Genomic DNA, 16,653 nt, shown 5'->3' on the forward strand with positions numbered 1-16,653 from the left:
AAAATTGAGCTCTTCCGCTTGTCGACCGCCGCGTTGGCACTCGTGCTATCGCTTGGCTATACCACCCCAGCGTCATTAGGTGCTGGTATTTTCCCGCCTGACCCGCCACCTGAAGAGCCGTCTCCAGACCCTCCTGGAGAGCCTGATCCAGATCCGGAACCTGAGCCTGAACCAGAGCCTGAACCACCGATTGGTGGAGGTGGAGATGGCCCCATTGACGAAGACTATGAGATACCCGAAGAGCAAACCGGGATCTCATCAGCGCCGTTAAACGTGGTTAGCCGTGTTCCACCTAACGTGCTGCTGATCTTGGATAACTCAGAAAGTGGTCAGGAAGGCTTAGATGGCCGCGTGGCTGTGGGTCGTGAGCTAGGTGATAGAGAAACATCCCTCTGTCAGGGAAGCAGTTTGAATCCAACTAACTGCCCTGCAGGGGCACGCTCGCCTCTCAGTAAATCGAGCATTATGAAGCGCGTCGGCGATGATCTAATTGAGCGCTATCGCGGCGATATCAATATGGGCCTGATGGCCTATCAGCAGAACCCCGCCTCTAGAACACGAGACAACGCCTTTAGTGGTAGCACCGTTGTATGGCGCCTGACTGAGCGAGCACTTGAGCCACGGTACTCTACCAATGCTAACCCCAGTTGGTATAACCCTGACTTTGAAGGCGCGTGGAATGCGACCACGAAACGCTATCGAGCACGCTTACCAGGACTCAACATTTACGCCTTTTTTAATGTTGGCGTACCCGGCTATATGTTTGAAGAGAGCTTCAGCACCGGCCTACCTACTAACGATATCACCGAATACTGGCGGCGTATTTCCAACCCAACAGCAACGTCTGATCAATTATCAGAGCGTTACCGTAGCCTTACTAGCGGGTCTTCAGGCTCACCCTTTATTGGCGACGGTATTTCCTATAGCTCCCCCGTCAGGTCTAACTTCACCTTACCGCTGGTCGACAGCTTACGCCAACGGGGGATTCCTAACTGGGGGTCGCATACTGCATCAATACAGCTGAACCAGTGGGAATGGCGAACCACCTCTTCGCCGGGCTTAGGCTATTTACACGTACCGATTGGTGGATTAAACGCCGATGGGACGGTTAACGACGCGCACTGGGAGGCGATCGAAACAAAACTGGGCGCTCAGCGACATGAGTGGAATGGCTCAGGCAACCCCATGACAGACCCGAACTGGCCGCTGATCGCGACGGGCTTAACGCCTATCGAAGGCACCATGTATACCGCTCGAGATTACTTTTTAAATAATACGGGGAGAAATAGCGCGTTTCGTAGCGATCAAGGACAGCGTTCAAACATCGCCATTCCTAATATCAATAACCCCGATGCCCAGCAGTGTTTGGTCAACGCCAACATTTGGCTAACCGATGGTCTACCTTCGGTTGATCGTAATGGTAATTCGCTGGGCAATAATGTGAGCGTTGCGCTGGCCAGTGCTGAGGCAGCTATTCAGCGTCTTTACGACGACACTAATGCGCAGCTGTCCAACCCCGTCAAAACCTACGTTGTTGGTTTTAACTTACCGCCAGATATCGCCAACCTACCCAACGTATCTGACGACCCGCTGGGGGATCTAGCCCGCGCAGGTGGAACCGAGCGCGCCTATTTTGCTAACAACGAAGCGTCGCTTAACCAAGTAATGCAGCAGGTATTGGGTAATATTATTGCTGCCTCTCAGTCCAACACCTCTGCGGCAGTCAACAGCGATGCGTTTGGGCTTGAAGGCGGTAATTTACTGTTTACCGCTGGCTTTAGAAGCGACGATTGGTCAGGCCGCCTAGCGGCATCGGTGATTCAGCCAGATGGCAGCCGCAGCGAACGTTGGAATGCACAAACCACACTTGCTCAGCAGGTGGGTAACCGTCGCCTATTAACGTCTAAACGCTTAGACGATGGTCAACGCGTGGGCGCTCTGTTAAGGCCTGAAAATAGTGGCTTCACTAGCGCCGAAATCAGTTGGTTACAGGGTGTCAATGTTCAGGGACTTCGTCCTCGCACCAACGCGCTATTGGGCGATGTTATCAACGCCAGCCCGGTGGTTTTGCAGGGTAACGAAACACGTGCATCGCTACTGCTGGTGGCGGCCAACGACGGAATGCTGCATGGTTTTAACGCTTCCAACGGCCGTGAGCTATTTGCTTACCTGCCTGCCGAGCTTACCCAAGGTGATACGCCCGCCCTACGTCCACTAACCCGCGAGGACTATAACCACCGCTACTTTGTAGATGGCACGCCTGCCGTGCGTGAGGTCAATATCCAGGGCGGCCCGGATGCCGTGGCCGTGGGCACTATGGGAGCTGGGGGCCGCACGGTATTTGCCTTAGATGTTAGTGAGCCCAGCAACATGAGCACAACCGACGTACTGTGGGAGTTTCGTCACCCAGAACTGGGTACCGGGGTTAGCGAGCCCACTATTACGCAGCTGACTGATGGCACCTGGGTCGCCATTTTTGGCAACGGCTACAACAGCACCGGTTATCAGGCGTCGCTATTTGTGGTGCGTCTCACCGACGGTAAACTCATTGCTCATTTAAAAACCAATACGGGCAGTGGAGAGACACCTAATGGTTTGGCCACACCAACAGTAACTGCTTGGCCGAGTTTTTCAGGTGCCCGCTTCGCCTACGCAGGTGATTTAGCAGGTAATTTGTGGCGTTTCCCGCTTACCAACACCGGTAGCGTGAACGCGCTATATACCGGCCAGCCTGATCAGCCAATTACCTCGGCTCCTGCCGTGACGCTAAGTAACAACTCGCCTGATACGCTGATGGTACTATTCGGCACCGGCAGCTACTTCCGCAGTAGCGATATTGGCGACAGCTCAACGCAGCAGCTCATTGGTTTACAGGACCGTGTTGACCGTAGCCTCTCATTGACATCGGCCAACTTAGCCACACAGCGCATCACCGGAAACGCGACGCGGGATGGCTTCAATTTACGCGCTAGCACAAACGCGGCCCCCACCAGCAGCCAGCGGGGCTGGCGTTTGGAGCTGCCCTCTGGTGAGCGGGTGATTGCCGGGCCTTCTATCTCAAGCACCCTGCCCCGACGGGTGCGGTTTTCAACACTGTTACCCGATGAATCCGACCCCTGCGGCGGTGGGCGTAGTGGTTTCTTTATGTCACTTCAGGCCGACACGGGTGGCAGCGGTGGCAAGACCACCTTTGACTTTAACGGGGATGGTAAAGAAGACAGCGATGAAACCATAAACGGCGATGCTATTACCGGTTTACAAGCAGGTACTGGCGAACGCCTAGTCGGCGTTAACGATGGCAATGTCGAGCAGCTATTTGTGGGTAACCCAGATGACCCAAATGCTTCACCCAACGGCGACGGCTCAATCACCATTGGCTTTAGCAACGATCATCTAGGTCGCCGTTCCTGGCGGCAACTGAGTGGCGAAGAAAACACCAATTAAGCTAGTTGTAAAAAAAGGGGCGGAGCGCTTTGCGCTCCGCCCCTTTATGACAACAAGGCTATCGCTGTCTAAACGTTAATCGATTAACGGCAACAGCGCATTTAAGCTATCTCTTGCATCGCCGTAGAACATCCGCGTGTTATCTTTGAAGAACAGCGGGTTCTCAATGCCAGAGTAGCCAGTGCCTTGGCCGCGTTTGCTGACAAAGACCTGCTTGGCTTCCCACACCTTCAACACCGGCATACCGGCGATAGGGCTATTGGGATCTTCCTCGGCCGCTGGGTTTACGATGTCATTGGAACCGATCACGATCACCACGTCAGTGCTTGGGAAGTCGTCGTTGATTTCATCCATTTCCAGCACGATATCGTAGGGCACTTTAGCTTCAGCGAGCAGCACGTTCATGTGCCCAGGCAGACGCCCGGCCACCGGGTGAATACCAAAGCGTACGGTTTTACCGGCTGCACGCAGCTTACGTACTAAGTCACTTACCGCACTCTGTGCTTGCGCTACCGCCATGCCGTAACCCGGCACGATAATCACGCTATCGGCATCGTTTAAAGCGCTCGCTACACCGCCTGCATCAATGGCGACCTGCTCGCCTTCAATTTCAGCTGCTGGCCCTTGAGCACCACCGAAACCGCCCAAAATCACGTTAACGAAGTTGCGGTTCATCGCCTTACACATAATGTAAGACAGGATCGCCCCTGAAGAACCTACCAGGGCGCCGGTGACAATCAACAGATCGTTGGAAAGTGTGAAACCAATCGCTGCTGCGGCCCAGCCGGAATAGCTGTTCAGCATCGACACCACCACCGGCATATCTGCACCGCCAATGCCCATAATCAGGTGATAGCCAATGAAGAACGACAGCGCTGCCAGAACGATGAGTGTCCAGAAGCCTGCTCCATTGAGGTACATAATCGCAAGCAGCAAAGAAATCGCCGCGGCACCGGCATTGAGCATATGCCCACCCGGCAGTTGGCGTGGCTTGCCATCCACCTTACCCGCCAGCTTACCGAACGCAATCACAGAGCCGGTAAAGGTCACCGCACCGATGAAAATCGCAAACACCACCTCAATCTGCAAAAAGGTCAGCTCATCAGGGGCTTTCGTAGCCACCAACGCAGCAAACGCAGAAAACTCTTGCATCACGCCATCGGCTGCTTGTGCTGCCAGCACTCGGCGACGCTCCAGATCTGCGCTCCAGGCAACAAAAACTGCTGCCAAACCCACAAAACTATGTAGTGCCGCTACCAGCTGAGGCATTTCGGTCATTTCGACCTTGCCTGCCACATAGACACCAATTCCAGCACCGATCAACATCGCCGGAATCAGCCACCAGTAGCCACCAATACCGGGCCCGAAGGAGGTAAAGAACACGGCTACGGCCATACCCACGATGCCGTACCATACGGCGCGCTTGGCTTTTTCCTGATTGCTCAGGCCACCTAGCGATAAAATAAATAGCACACTTGCCGCAATTGCCGCGGCAGATACGAACCCTTGTCCTAACATATCGTTTCTCCGCCGCTTAGGATTTTTGGAACATGGCAAGCATCCGGCGTGTCACCAGGAAGCCACCCACGATATTAATCGATGCAATCAGTACCGAAATGGCCGCCAGCACGATAACGACGCCACTGCCTGAGCCGATTTGCAAAATTGCCCCTAAAATAATGATGCCTGAGATGGCGTTAGTGACCGCCATTAACGGCGTGTGCAGCGAATGACTCACCTTCCAAATCACCTGGAAGCCAATGAAACACGCCAACACAAACACGATGAAGTGCTGCATAAATGAGGCAGGGGCTATTTGACCCAGCAACAGCATCAACGCGCCACCAACGGCGAGTAAGCCAACTTGCCGCTTGGTTTGCGCTTTGAAGGCGGCCAGTTCAGTAGCCTTCTTCTCTTCAGGCGTCGGTTCTTTCTCTTTTTTCTTTGGCTTCGCCGCAGCAATGGCCTTTACTTTGGGCGGCGGTGGCGGGAAGGTAACTTCGCCCTGGTGCGTGACCGTAGCGCCGCGAATGACATCGTCTTCCATGTTGTGATGAATGACGCCGTCTTTCTCAGGCGTGAGATCGGTCAGCATATGGCGAATGTTAGTGGCGTAAAGCAGCGACGCCTGGGTGGCCATGCGTGAGGGAAAGTCGGTATAGCCAACCACCACTACGCCGTTATCAGATACCACACGCTCATCTGGCTTGGTTAAATCACAGTTACCGCCTTTTTCAGCGGCTAGATCAATAATCACTGAGCCAGGCTTCATGGCTGCGACCATATCTTCCAGCCACAGCTTCGGCGCGGGCCTGCCAGGAATCAGCGCTGTAGTGATAACAATGTCGACATCCGGCGCTTGTTCGCGGAAACATTCCAGCTGCTTCTCACGAAATTCTGGGCTGGAGGGTGAGGCATAGCCACCGCTTTCTGAACCGTCCTGACTGTCTTCAAAATCGAGGAACAGGAATTCAGCGCCCATAGATTCAATTTGCTCAGACACCTCTGGGCGCACATCAAACGCACGCACCACAGCGCCAAGACTAGTAGCGGTACCGATTGCCGCCAAGCCTGCAACACCCGCGCCGATCACCAATACCTTGGCAGGAGGCACTTTACCCGCAGCCGTTACTTGGCCAGTAAAGAAGCGACCAAAGTTATTGCCCGCCTCAATGACCGCACGGTAGCCCGCAATATTGGCCATTGAGGAGAGCGCATCCATTTTCTGCGCTCTGGAAATACGCGGCACCATGTCCATCGCAATAACTGACGCGCCTTGAGCCTTACAGGTTTCCAGCAGCGCTTCGTTTTGTGCCGGCCAGAAGAACGCAATTAGCGTCTGGCCTTCGCGCAAATAGTGAGCCTCTGTTTCCGAAGGTTCACGGACTTTAATCACCACGTCCGCATCACGCCACAGCGCTTCCGCACTTTCTACAACGCTAACACCCGCGTCGCGATACGTGTCGTCATTAAAGCCCGCGGCAGCCCCTGCGCCGGCTTCCACCAAGCACTCATGGCCTAGCTTTTGAAGCTGTTTCGCGCTCTCAGGAGTAAGCGCTACACGCGCTTCTCCTTGAGCTGTCTCTTTCGGTGCGCCTATTTTCACACGCTTTCTCCCTTGGTTAGCCCATTTCCAGCGCCCTTTCCAAAACAATCACGTTTTCACTCTTGGTTATTGGACGCTGGGCATTATTACTGACACGCGTCGCCGCGCCAGATAGCAGTTTAGGATCTAACGCGGCGACTGCCAGTTACTATTCAACCTTCGATTCAACTCGGTTGTTTAACTACAACACTACCCTTTTTAACAACGATTCCCCACCAAAAGTTAGAGAAAACTACTTCCAAAGTACCGCATTCAATTCGCCCTACCAGTGATTAACTGAAGTAGTGGGCATGGCAATAATGATTAACCGCCAAAAACGACCACAGCAGTACTTGTAACGACATTTGTAACAACATTCTCAACAACAAGCTTAACAACGCAGGAGAGTCACTTATGTGGACTAAACCGACGTATCAAGACATGCGCCTTGGCTTTGAAGTAACGCTGTATATCTCTACTCGCTAATCTCTAGCTACGGAGCCACGGCCCCTGCCTGCCTTATTGGGTTGATATCAGGTAGGGGCTTTCAGCCAGGATTCATAGCACACCCACAGCACTAACGTAGGAGGCCAGTCTATGCATATTTTAGTTCTTGGGGCTGCCGCAGGTGGCGGTTTTCCCCAATGGAATTGCAACTGTCCAAACTGCTATAACGCCCGCCAGGGCAGTGCCGATCATCAACCCCGCACTCAATCATCGATTGCATTAAGCGTGGATGGCAAGCAATGGTTGCTGTGCAATGCGTCCCCTGACATACGCGCTCAGCTCAATGCCAATCCAGAATTATGGCCAAGTGAACTGCGTGGCAGCGGTATTCGTGGCGTGCTACTGGTGGATGCCCAAATCGACCATGTCACCGGGCTACTCTCCCTCAGAGAGGGCTGCCCATTAGAGGTATGGTGCACACCCAACGTGCATCGCGATTTATCGACTGGTTTTCCGTTATTCCCGATGCTGGAACACTGGGGCGGACTACGCTGGCAGCCGATTGGCTTGGAAGACCAGCAGGAGGTTGTCGAATTTTCGATTCCCTTCCTGCCGGATATAGCGCTCACCGCCTTTGCGTTACACAGTAACGCCCCACCTTACTCACCGCGGCGCGGCGCGCCTTCCTGCGGCGATAATTTAGGCCTGTACATTGTTGACCGTCACAGCGGACAGTCGCTGTGTTACGCCCCAGGGCTTGGCAACCCGACACCGCTTGCCACGCGTTTTTTAAACGCCGCTGATGTGGTGATGGTGGATGGCACCCTGTGGGAAGACGACGAAATGCAGGCACTGGGCGTTGGTAACTCCACAGGCCAACAGATGGGTCACCTCGCGCTCAATGGCAGCGGCGGTATGTGTGCACTACTAAACGAACTGCCCCGCAGTACGCGGCGCATTTTGATTCACATCAACAACACAAACCCGATTTTGGACGGCGCAAGCGACGCAGCGAAAACATTACAAACCTCAGGTATTGAAACAGCTTACGACGGGATGAAACTTACGCTTTAAATCTACTTTTAAAGACCTTGTAAACTAATTTAACTTAGATATCTTATGACTTACGTTAAGAGCGCATTCGTTTATTAGCGTTCAAACAAGAGAAGCTTAGGTTAAAAAAGCACGAGGTTAGTAGAATCTAAAAGATAGTAGATCGGTAAAAAATGAATCAACAAAACCTGAAAATTTAAACTTAGATAAGCATATAACTTAATAAAATAACGCAAGCAAAGAGAGCTGCACAAAAAATATTTTTTATTAAACAACCCTATTCATAAAAGACGGATGAAAATAAAAGCCGTATATATCATAAAAAACTATATTAGACACTACAAAAATAAATAGGAGATCGATCATGGCGCTAACAGCGATAACGCCCTGCGCTTCTGCCACTCCGCTCAGTCGGGAGGCGTTCCGTGAAGCGCTAATGAGTAAAGGGCAGTACTACCATCTTAATCATCCCTTTCAACAGGCGATGGCTAGCGGCGAGCTTACCCAGGAACAACTGCAAGGCTGGGTGGCTAACCGTTTTTACTACCAGTTAATGATTCCCCAAAAAGATGCAGCGCTGCTGGCCAACTGCCCAGATACCGCCACCCGCAGGCGATGGGTGCAACGCCTGCTTGACCACGACGGCCACGACGGAGATGAAGGCGGGATTGAAGCCTGGCTAGCCCTAGGTGAAGCCGTAGGATTGCCGCGTCATACACTGCTTTCCCAGGAGCGTGTGCTACCCGGCGTGCGCTTTGCAGTAGATGCTTACCGTCACTTTGTCGCCCGTGCCCCCTGGCAGGAAGCTGCGATCTCATCGCTTACCGAGCTGTTTGCTCCTCTTGCCCACCAAAACCGCCTGGACACTTGGCCCCAGCACTACCCGTGGATTAACGAGCAAGGCTATCGCTACTTTCGTAAGCGGCTCAGCGAAGCCCGCCGAGACGTCGAGCATGGCCTGGAAATCGCCTTAGGCGTGTGTACGACGGTGGCGCTGCAGCAGCGCGCGCTGGACATTTTGCAATTTAAGCTCGATGTGCTGTGGAGCATGTTGGATGCCATGACCATGGCTTATCAGTTAGACCGCCCGCCTTACCACACCGTCACCCGCGAAGCGGTGTATCACCGTGGACTTGAGCACTCACATTACTAGGCAATGATCGACTAGCGTTGGGGAAATCACCATGTCACAGCAACTCGTCATATCACATCACGATATTTACCAGCTGCGACGCGGTTGGCGCTTACAGTGGGAAGCCATTCAGGGCTGCCACGTTATTCTTTATCCCGAAGGCATGGTCAAGCTCAGCACGACTGCCGGTGCGATTCTTGAGCAGGTTGATGGCCACCACTCCATCGCCGATATTATCGCCACCCTACAGCAGCGCTACCCAGGCGCGGACACCTTAGCAGACGATGTCATGCAGTTTATCGATGAAGCCCGTGGCAACGGCTGGCTAGCCGTGAAGGAGATTAATCGTGGCTAATAAAAACAGGGTTAATAACAACAAGATCAATCAAAACTCGGATAGTCAAGCCGCTGAAGCGGCCTCACCGCCTTTATGGCTGCTGGCGGAACTCACCTACCGCTGCCCGCTGCAGTGCGCTTACTGCTCTAACCCGTTGGCATTTACCCGTTACCAAAACGAGCTGGATACCGACGCGTGGTTTAGCGTGCTACGCCAAGCCAGGGCCATGGGGGCGGCACAGCTAGGGTTTTCCGGTGGCGAGCCGCTGATTCGCCAAGACCTGGAAGCGCTGGTAAGCGAAGCACGCCGGCTTGGCTTTTATACTAACCTGCTGACCTCCGGCGTGGGCCTTACTGCCCAGCGGGTAGTCGCCTTGGCGGAGGCGGGTCTGGATCATATCCAGATTAGCCTGCAAGCCGCCGACCCCGAACTGGCTCAGGCGCTGGCAGGCTCTGCTAAGGCCCATGCCAACAAGTTGGCAATGGCCAAAGCGGTCAAAGCTGCTGGCTACCCGATGGTATTAAACGTGGTGCTACATCGGCACAATATCGATCAAATTGGCGACCTGATTGCCCTTTGCGATGAGCTAGGCGCGGATGCGGTTGAACTCGCCAACTGCCAGTATTACGGCTGGGCGTTTTTGAACCGACAGGCGTTAATGCCTACCCGTGAACAGCTGGTACGTGCCGAAGCAGAAACCAATCGCTGGCGTGAAACACTCGCAGCACGTGGCCGCGATATGTCATTACTATTTGTGGTGCCAGACTACTTTGAGCAAGCGCCTAAAGCGTGCATGGGTGGTTGGGGCAGTATCTTTATGACCGTTGCCCCAGATGGCGCCGTGTTGCCCTGCCACAGCGCCAGGGAGCTTCCAATGGCGTTTCCGAACGTCAAAGAGACGTCGCTGCAAGACATTTGGTACCAAAGCGATGCTTTCAACCGTTTTCGCGGCACCCAGTGGATGCCTACGCTTTGCCAGCAGTGCGACGATCGCGATAAAGACCATGGCGGCTGCCGCTGCCAAGCCTATTTATTAACCGGCGATATGAACGCCACAGACCCTGTATGCCAGCACTCTCCCCAGCATGGGTTGTTAGAGAGCCTGATTACAGAAAATGCCACAATCACTTCTGATCAAGCGACCCTGATTCCCCGCAATGCTCGCCAGTCAAAGCAGTTGCAAACAAAGCAGTTGCAGGGTCAGGCTGAAAGTCAGAGTGGCTTGAGCCAGAGCGGCTTGGCAGCGCCTTCGCCCCGGCAACCACTCGAGCTGATTTATCGGCAGTAAATCTATTTATCCGTAACAAACCTGGTTAATAGTTACAAACCAATTAAGGCTCGCAGGTGGCTCGCTCAGCATGAGCGGGCAGCTGCGGGCAAACGGCTGCTAACGAATGTCCGCTCGCTTGCCAGCCATCCACCCCATTTGGGTACCAATAGAGCTCGTCATAACCCATTGCCTCGGCGCGCCGGGCAGCGTTCCAGGAAAGCCAGCAGTCAGCCCGGCAGAAGAATACTAGCGGCGCGGCTTCAGCGCGCTCACGCTGCGCATTCAGTGCTGTCGTGAAATAATCAACCCACTCCTCTTCCAAACTAGCCGCGCCTACGTTGGGCAGCCACATGCTGCCTGGGATCGTTAAATGGGCACTCTCTTGCAGAAAAAGGCCGTTATGCCAGGGCAGCGCGTAGACATCCACCAGAATCACTGGCGGTGACGCCAGCAGCGCTTGAAAAGCATGGTCATCTAACGTGGTCACCCCTGGTAGCGGTGCAGTAACCGGCGCTTTAAAAGGCGGCAAGCGGTAGCCTTCTTGATTAAATGCCGCTGAGGGCGCTTCAGCGATTGCCGCTCCGCTGACTACACCAGATGCCCACGCCAAACAGAGGATATAGCGGCGCACAATGTGCGCCGAAGGTTGTGTCAACATGGTGACATTACTCCCAATCAAACGGGCAGGCAGTACAGCCCTCCATTTGGGCCATTTGGAAGTTTCCATAGTGGATGCGAGCACCCGTCATATCCGCATCATTGAGGCGCGCGATGTTCATTTTGGCTTCTTGCAGATTAGCATCGCGCAGGTCCGCTCCGATCAGGTTGACCTTATTCATCCAGGCCATTTCCAGATTACTGCCCATCAGCGTCGTTCCCTGCATGCTGGCGCCAGAAAGCCGGGCAAACTCCAGGTTAGCGCCAGTCAAATCAGCATGGTCAAACGTCGCGCCCTGGGCATAGATACTCCAGCTATCCAACCCAATCAAACTGGCATGGGAAAGATCGGCACCACGTAAATGAGTGCTAGGCATACGCGCGCGATTGAGGTTGGCATGTCGCAACGATGCGCCTTCAAAATCCACGCTGCGTAGGTTGCTGTGGCGGAAATCAGCGCCCTCTAGATTGCTGCCCGCAAAGTTAGCGCCTTGTAAGTCAAGATTGGAAAAGTCGCCACCGGATAAATCCATATTGGCGCATTGAGTACCTGGCACCAGCTCACAGCCGTTATGCACAGGCGGTTGATACTCTTCAACATAATCGTCGGCAACGACGCTGCCTATCGCGCTAAGGCAGAGAAAAATCGCCGTCGTTTGGCGGCTTAATACAGGTAGAGCATTACGCGTTATCATTATTGTTCTCTCCATTACCGTTAATGTTATTCAAAAAAGGGCGGCAAAGGCCGCCCAAGAGGGGTCAATAACTTAACGGTTAGCCAGATCTTGAACGAAAGATGGCAGCTTGAAGACCCAGAACGAGCCGCCCTGAGCAATCGGCCGCGTCAGTTCAGCCATATCACCGCCCCAGAGAGGAACCGCGCCGCCATAACCGGCAGTAACACCAATGTACTGTTCACCATCCATTTCCCAAGTTACCGGTGGTGAAATGATGCCGGTGCCTACCTGGAACTTCCAAAGCTCTTCACCGGTTTCAGCGTGGAAGGCTTTGAAGTAGCCATCACCCGTACCGGTAAATACCAGATCACCGTGGGTCGCTAACACGCCTGCCCATAGCGGCATGGGTTCTTTATGCTCCCAAGCGTACTCACCAGTGACTGGATCAACAGCGCGTAGAATACCGACGTGGTCGTCGTACATACGCTTAATGCGGAAGCCCATACCTAGGTAGGCCGCGCCTTCCACGTACTCGACTTCCTCGGTCCAGTAATCTTCTTTCCAGTGGTTACCCGGCACGTAGAACAGTCCCGTATCTTCACTGTAAGCCATGGGGTTCCAGTTTTTACCGCCTAGGAACGGTGGTGAAACCTCAACCGATTCGGAGCGGGTTTGCCCTTCTTCCAAGCGCGGAGGACGCTGGCCTTCAGCCTCAACCGGGCGACCGGTTTCTAGATCAATGTGGGTGGCCCAAGTGATGTTATCGACAAAGGGGAAGGCGTTGATGAGCTCGCCGTTGGTCCGATCAGTGACATAGAAGAAGCCATTACGGTCAGCGTGGGCACCTGCATTCACCGTTTGGCCATTCTCATCTTCGTACTCAAACAATACGATCTCGTTATTGCCCGAGAAGTCCCAGGTGTCGTTGGGCGTGTGCTGATAGAACCACTTCACTTCACCGGTCGAAGGGTCGATACCCAACTGACCCGAAGTATAGAGGCTGTCGTAGTCCGACGGATCGCCGTCTTCTGAAGTGCGTGCCCAACCGTTCCAGGGGGCCGGGTTACCCGCGCCAATGATGATGGTATTGGTGTCAGGGTCGAAACTGGCGCTCTGCCATGGCGCGCCACCACCTTGGCTCCAGGCTTGTACTTTGCCGGTTTCGCTATCGGGGTCATCGGGCCAGGAAGGCGCGTTGGCATCACCTGTCGGAGTGCTCTCTTCACCGTTCAAACGTCCCATGTGGCCTTCAACAAAGGGCCGCATCCAAATCTCTTCGCCGGTTTCCGGATCGCGGGCATACAGCTTACCCACAATGCCGAACTCATCCCCCGAAGAGCCATGAATCAGCAACACGCGACCTGTTTCGCTATCTTCTACAATCGTTGGCGCACCGGTCATGGTGTAGCCCGCGCGGTGGTCACCAAAGCGTTCGCGCCACACCACGTCACCGGTATCTTTATTCAGCGCCACGATGCCAGCATCCAACGTACCGAAGAATACTTTATCACCATAGATGGCCGCACCGCGGTTCACCACGTCACAGCAGGGGCGGATATCGCTGGGCAGGCGATGGTTGTAAGACCACAGCCGCTGGCCAGTGCGCGCATCAATAGCAAAAATACGTGAGTAGGAGCCGGTAACATAAATGACGCCTTCATGGATCAGCGCCTGAGATTCTTGGCCACGCTGCATTTCATCGCCAAACGAGTGGGACCACGCAGGGGTCAGCATTTCGACGTTATCTGCGTTAATTTGATTAAGCGGGCTATAGCGCTGTGCTTTCACGCCCATGCCGTACATCAACACCGTTTCAGTGTTGTTATGGTCATTGAGAATATCGTCCCAGGTCACCTCGCTGGCGTGGGCTGTCATCGCAACACCCCCAACGCCTAGGGCAGAGGCGTAAGCAACGGCGGCGGTGAGTGTACGCAGGCGAAAGGGCCACGAAATTTTGCGGGCTGACGTGTTGTTATTGATAGCGTATGTCATGGGTTTTCCATCCGAGTAATGATCACAATGCAATGGCTGCAAAGCGGCCAAGCTGCTGCTTGCGTGGTGCCAGCAAGACTAAGTCCAGCTTAGAAGCTCGGATAACAAACCAATCTACCCCTCCAGTCGCGTTCTCATCCTGATTTAGCACTACTTCCAAAGGAGGAGCCTAGCGATGCCTAAGGTGCTATAGGTTCCAAAGGCCTGCCTGCCTAAGCTCACTCAAGTGACGATACATTGATCCCCTGAGGAGCATTTCCCATGACCATTACAAAAACCGTACTGACAAAAACAAGCTCAGCAAAACTGCCCTTACGCCTCAGCAGCCAAGTGGGTGCTATCGCCCTTGCCGCTTTGCTGGCTTCGCCGCTGGCCTGGTCTCACGGCAGCGTGACCCCTCAAGCCGTTGACATTAAAGACCTCGAACGCTTAGGCGACGAATGGCGGGAAGAGAACCCCTACCGGGATCATCCCCAGCAAGAACTCGCCATTGATATTGGTGCTCGCGCTTACAACAGCAACTGTGCCGCTTGCCACGGACTAGAAGCGAAATCCGGCGGCATCGCCCCGGACCTGCGCGAGTTGGAGAACGGCGCATGGGGCGATGAGTGGTTCAAAGAGCTGGTCACCAATGGCGCCGAGCGCAACGGCCGTGTACTAATGCCGCGCATGTCCGATTACGTTAGCCAAGAAGGGCTGTGGGCCATTCGCACGTGGTTGGAAACGGTCAGTATGGAAACGACTGGACAATAATTCCAACGCTGGGAGGCACCATGGCAACCCTAACCCCTTTCATCACGTTACAACGGCTCGCCGCGGCGATCGCCGCATCCTTTACCCCCGCACTCGTCGTGCTTTTCTGGCTACTGCTCGCGCTGCCGACCACCGCGTTGGCCACAGCGAGCACGGCTGAGCAGGATCCGCTTAACTCCTTTATGTGGCCTGTGTACCGCGAACGCTTTCTGGGCGACGCCCCCGTGGTGTTTGATGAGCGCGTCATCGTTAGCGCGCCAGGATTCGCCGAAGACTCAGGACAAGTACCCATTGAGCTAGACGCCAGCGCCTTAGAAACCAGCGGCGAGCCAATCACCGACATGATTGCTTGGGTGGATCTCAACCCGATTCCCCGCCTGTTCCGCTACTCCCCGATGAGCCATGGCTTAGCCAAGCTATCGTTAAACATTCGCTTGGAACAAGCCTCCGCGGTGCGCGTAGCGGTGAAACAGGGGGATACTTGGCATGTGGGCGGCACCTATATTGAAGCGGAAGGCGGCGGTTGCACCACACCCGGTATTGCCAGTGCTGACACCGACTGGGAAAACACCTTCGGTGAGCTGCAGGGACGGCTGTTTGCCAATAAAGACGAACAGCGGCTGCGGGTGCGCCTTTCTCACCCCATGGACAGCGGCTTAATCCCCAGCCAGCCAGCCTTTTATGTGCAGTCGTTTGAACTGTTGGATCAGCAGGGCGAGCAAGTGGCCGCCCTGGATATCGACGCATCGGTGAGCGCCAACCCCACCCTGGGGCTGCATATGCGCCCCTCTCCAGGCGGTTATGTGATTGGCGCGCGGGATAACAACGGCAACCGCTTTTCTATCGGCCTGCAGCCATGAAGGCGTGTTTTCTAGCCGCCTTCAGTACCTTGCTGATCACGCCGCTGGCGGCCAGCGAAGCGGTGATGTTCTGCGAACGCCCGCTCACCGCCCAGTCGGTCGCGGAAAACACCTGGATGGTGGAAGGCTTAAGAGAAGAACTCTCCACCAACAACTGCGGCCATATTGGCAACCAAGCGTTTATAACGACGCCCAGTGGTGTCATCCTTATCGACAGCGGCAGCAGTCCACACTTTGGCGAAGCCCTCAAAACACTAATTGCCCAGCACACCTCTCACCCCGTACGCTGGGTCTTGAATACCCATCACCACCCCGACCACTTTTTTGGTAATGCCGCCTTTGACGAGGCACAACACCTCACCTTAGCCAGCACTCGTGCGTTGATGGCCCGCGACCAGGACGCATTGATCGATAACGTAGAGCGACTAACCGGGCGCAGCTTGGAGCGCTTGCCTATTGCCCTACCCAACGTGATCGAGGCCGGCGAGATAACCCTTGGAAACTACCCGCTCACGCTTTTCGCCATGAGCGGCCATAGCGGTGGAGACCTAGTGATTATGGATCATGCCACCGACGTGCTGTTTTTGGGCGACATGGGGTTCTACCAACGTGCTGCTGCCACTGCTCACAGCCCAAGCCTGCAACAGTGGCGGGAAGAACTGAATGAACTGCGCGCGCTCAACGCCAGCATCGCAGTACCGGGTCATGGCCCCAGTGCGCCGCCCGAAACGATCATTGGCCAAACCACGCATTACCTGGAATGGCTGGACCAACGTCTCAGTGATGTGGCTAGCGAAGGGCTAGGTGCCAATCATGCCTTGGCCGTTGAAATTCCCAGCATGTTTAGCACCATGGCACTCAGCGAATATGAGTTCACCCGCAGCGTAATGCAGCTTTACCCACACTACGAAGCACGGTTGCTGTGGGGCGCCCCACACTAAGGAGC

14 protein-coding genes are annotated in these 16,653 nt (G+C 54.5%); 9 read left to right on the plus strand and 5 right to left on the minus strand.

Annotated elements, in window-relative coordinates; translation table 11 throughout:
- Window positions 1–18: 18 nt before the first annotated feature.
- Window positions 19–3,444, plus strand: a complete 3,426-nt coding sequence (locus B6A39_RS16645; protein WP_083007943.1) for a pilus assembly protein — start codon at window positions 19–21, stop codon at window positions 3,442–3,444.
- A 75-nt stretch (window positions 3,445–3,519) separates the two neighbouring features.
- Here the strand turns inward: B6A39_RS16645 and B6A39_RS16650 are convergent, their stop codons facing one another.
- Entirely contained in the window at window positions 3,520–4,962 is a 1,443-nt protein-coding gene (locus B6A39_RS16650) for an NAD(P)(+) transhydrogenase (Re/Si-specific) subunit beta (protein WP_083007418.1), read from the minus strand.
- Between the two features lie 16 nt (window positions 4,963–4,978).
- The gene (locus B6A39_RS16655) at window positions 4,979–6,550 is read right to left on the minus strand and encodes a Re/Si-specific NAD(P)(+) transhydrogenase subunit alpha (RefSeq protein WP_083007420.1); all 1,572 of its coding nucleotides are present in this window, start codon (window positions 6,548–6,550) and stop codon (window positions 4,979–4,981) included.
- A 393-nt stretch (window positions 6,551–6,943) separates the two neighbouring features.
- Here B6A39_RS16655 and pqqA point away from each other — a divergent pair, with 393 nt between their 5' ends.
- The 5 genes from pqqA (at window position 6,944) to pqqE (ending at window position 10,786) form a co-directional block, all read left to right on the plus strand.
- Complete coding sequence (gene pqqA, locus B6A39_RS16660; protein ID WP_009722990.1) at window positions 6,944–7,015, plus strand: pyrroloquinoline quinone precursor peptide PqqA; 72 nt, start codon at window positions 6,944–6,946, stop codon at window positions 7,013–7,015.
- Window positions 7,016–7,126: 111 nt separating this feature from the next.
- On the plus strand, window positions 7,127–8,050 hold the full coding sequence (gene pqqB / locus B6A39_RS16665; RefSeq protein WP_083007422.1) for a pyrroloquinoline quinone biosynthesis protein PqqB: 924 nt from the start codon (window positions 7,127–7,129) through the stop codon (window positions 8,048–8,050).
- A 343-nt stretch (window positions 8,051–8,393) separates the two neighbouring features.
- The gene (gene pqqC / locus B6A39_RS16670) at window positions 8,394–9,182 is read left to right on the plus strand and encodes a pyrroloquinoline-quinone synthase PqqC (protein WP_083007424.1); all 789 of its coding nucleotides are present in this window, start codon (window positions 8,394–8,396) and stop codon (window positions 9,180–9,182) included.
- Between the two features lie 31 nt (window positions 9,183–9,213).
- Window positions 9,214–9,516 carry a pyrroloquinoline quinone biosynthesis peptide chaperone PqqD gene (pqqD, locus tag B6A39_RS16675; RefSeq protein ID WP_083007426.1) on the plus strand — a complete coding sequence of 101 codons (303 nt, stop codon included), beginning with the start codon at window positions 9,214–9,216 and terminating at the stop codon, window positions 9,514–9,516.
- Window positions 9,509–10,786: a pyrroloquinoline quinone biosynthesis protein PqqE gene (gene pqqE, locus B6A39_RS16680; RefSeq protein WP_442906260.1), complete on the plus strand. Its 1,278-nt coding sequence runs from the start codon at window positions 9,509–9,511 to the stop codon at window positions 10,784–10,786. Before pqqD ends, pqqE begins: the two co-directional genes overlap by 8 nt.
- A 43-nt stretch (window positions 10,787–10,829) precedes the next feature.
- Here pqqE and B6A39_RS16685 read toward each other — a convergent pair whose 3' ends face one another.
- From B6A39_RS16685 to B6A39_RS16695, 3 genes are all read right to left on the minus strand, one after another.
- Entirely contained in the window at window positions 10,830–11,426 is a 597-nt protein-coding gene (locus B6A39_RS16685) for a rhodanese-like domain-containing protein (protein ID WP_083007427.1), read from the minus strand.
- Between the two features lie 7 nt (window positions 11,427–11,433).
- Entirely contained in the window at window positions 11,434–12,120 is a 687-nt protein-coding gene (locus B6A39_RS16690) for a pentapeptide repeat-containing protein (RefSeq protein WP_009722996.1), read from the minus strand.
- Between the two features lie 72 nt (window positions 12,121–12,192).
- The gene (locus B6A39_RS16695) at window positions 12,193–13,977 is read right to left on the minus strand and encodes a methanol/ethanol family PQQ-dependent dehydrogenase (RefSeq protein ID WP_232318779.1); all 1,785 of its coding nucleotides are present in this window, start codon (window positions 13,975–13,977) and stop codon (window positions 12,193–12,195) included.
- A gap of 378 nt (window positions 13,978–14,355) precedes the next feature.
- On the opposite strand from B6A39_RS16695, the gene pedF reads away from it, so the two are divergent.
- The 3 genes from pedF to B6A39_RS16710 are packed head-to-tail and all read left to right on the plus strand — an operon-like array spanning window position 14,356 to window position 16,648.
- On the plus strand, window positions 14,356–14,847 hold the full coding sequence (gene pedF / locus B6A39_RS16700) for a cytochrome c-550 PedF (RefSeq protein WP_009722999.1): 492 nt from the start codon (window positions 14,356–14,358) through the stop codon (window positions 14,845–14,847).
- A gap of 20 nt (window positions 14,848–14,867) precedes the next feature.
- Complete coding sequence (locus B6A39_RS16705; protein ID WP_009723000.1) at window positions 14,868–15,707, plus strand: quinoprotein dehydrogenase-associated SoxYZ-like carrier; 840 nt, start codon at window positions 14,868–14,870, stop codon at window positions 15,705–15,707.
- On the plus strand, window positions 15,704–16,648 hold the full coding sequence (locus tag B6A39_RS16710) for a quinoprotein relay system zinc metallohydrolase 1 (protein ID WP_083007429.1): 945 nt from the start codon (window positions 15,704–15,706) through the stop codon (window positions 16,646–16,648). The genes B6A39_RS16705 and B6A39_RS16710 overlap by 4 nt, the downstream gene beginning before the upstream one ends.
- Window positions 16,649–16,653 lie beyond the last annotated feature (5 nt).

The sequence above is a fragment of the Halomonas sp. GT genome (genome assembly GCF_002082565.1).
GTDB lineage: Bacteria > Pseudomonadota > Gammaproteobacteria > Pseudomonadales > Halomonadaceae > Vreelandella.